This is a genomic window from Psychrobacter sp., from assembly GCF_036731945.1.
Lineage (GTDB): Bacteria > Pseudomonadota > Gammaproteobacteria > Pseudomonadales > Moraxellaceae > Psychrobacter.
In genome coordinates this window covers 1-1533 of the sequence record NZ_DAINDI010000131.1, presented here as the reverse complement: position 1 = coordinate 1533, position 1533 = coordinate 1, and the positions used below count along the sequence as shown (strand labels likewise).

Sequence of the window (1533 nt, the reverse complement as noted above, 5' to 3'; positions counted from 1 at the left end):
ACCAAATTCAAACCCCGCAAACGCACTGTTTACGGGGTTTTTTGTTGCCTAGTGTTTTTGCTAGAGCTTGATAGCAAGTATCAAAACGGTAAAAAGTATACTTTTGGTATACTTCTCATTTTCGCCGTTATCTACTACTATACCTAGACAGATTCACTCTACGGATAGCACCATCATGGCAAAAATTAAATTTACCAAACGGTTTATTGACGGCTTAGAGTACACAGAAAAAGCGGTCATTCATCAAGATGAGCTCGTCAATGGCTTTGCCGTCTGCACCAAGAGCGCAAGCAAAAACTATATTATCAATAAGCGTATCGCTGGCAAGTTGCACCGACGTGTTATCGGTGATTGCTCAATCATGACTTTGCAAGATGCACGCGAACGCGCCATGTCTGTTATCAATGATTTAATGCAAGGACGTGATCCATTCAATGACGACATGAAGGACGTGGTTGTTCCGACACTTGGCGAAGCGTATGAATATTACATCGCTCATAAGCCTGGACTTAAACCATCGACCATCGCCACCTACAATCGCCAGATACTAGATAAGCTAGCTGAATGGCAAGATAGGTCAATGAACGAGATCATGCAAAGCAATATTACCGAAAAGCATTTAGAGCTTACCAAGCTAAGCCCATCACAAGCCAATGCAACTTTTAGGGCTCTTAATGCCGTTTGGAACTTCTCGCGACTGAGTTTTTTAGATAAAGCAGAAGTGCCGATTATCAAGCCAAGCCCTATCGAAATACTGACAGCTAAAAAATTATGGAACACGGTTAAGCCTCGTACCACTTATCTCAATGAAGATACGATGGGTAATTACGTTCGCGTGCTGATAGATTTTAAGAGTGAGGACTTCCACACCATGCAGCCTCACAGTAATAACGCACGCGATATCATGCTGCTATTTTTATGTACTGGCATTCGTGCCAGCGAAGGTTATACCCTCAGATGGGATAGTATTGATTTAAAGCATGGCACCATGACTATTTTTGAGACAAAGAACGGCGATAACTTGCATGTGCCGCTTGGTAAGGTTATGTGCGCCATGATGAAGCATCGGCACCAATACCGCCAAGATGAACCTTGGGTATTCCCTTCTCGCTTGTCTGAGCATGACGGCAACCTGACCGATATATCGAAGCAGTACACAAACATAGGTGACGCGGCTGGCATTCATATCACACCGCACGATCTGCGCCGGACATTCTCAACCGTTGGTGATATCTTAAATTTAAACATATCTGTCATCAAACGATTAATGAATCATAGAACATCGAAGGCGTCAGACGATGTGACATTGCAGTACATTCAGGTCAGTCAAAAAAGACTACGTGAAGCCATGAATGAGATTGAGGCTTTCTTGTTTAACGAGGCTGGCATGACGCAAGATGAAGTTATTGAAAAGCTGTATAAGATTTACTAGCTATCATAAAATGTTATGTTATAATATTACCATTCCTTGTAGTTGATTGAGGCAGTAATCCCTAGTCGCTAGGGCTGGGTTTCCAGATAGAGCGAACGTAG

1 protein-coding gene is annotated in these 1533 nt (G+C 42.8%); it reads left to right on the top strand.

Going from position 1 to position 1533, the window contains the following annotated elements; all coding sequences use genetic code 11:
* The first annotated feature begins 175 nt into the window (after positions 1 to 175).
* Entirely contained in the window at positions 176 to 1432 is a 1257-nt protein-coding gene (locus tag V7D75_RS14630) for a tyrosine-type recombinase/integrase (RefSeq protein WP_333615151.1), read from the top strand.
* Positions 1433 to 1533 lie beyond the last annotated feature (101 nt).

Excerpts from the sequence above, each read along its gene's own strand:
- V7D75_RS14630 (WP_333615151.1), top strand. The coding sequence starts at position 176 with ATGGCAAAAATTAAATTTACCAAACGGTTTATTGACGGCTTAGAGTAC.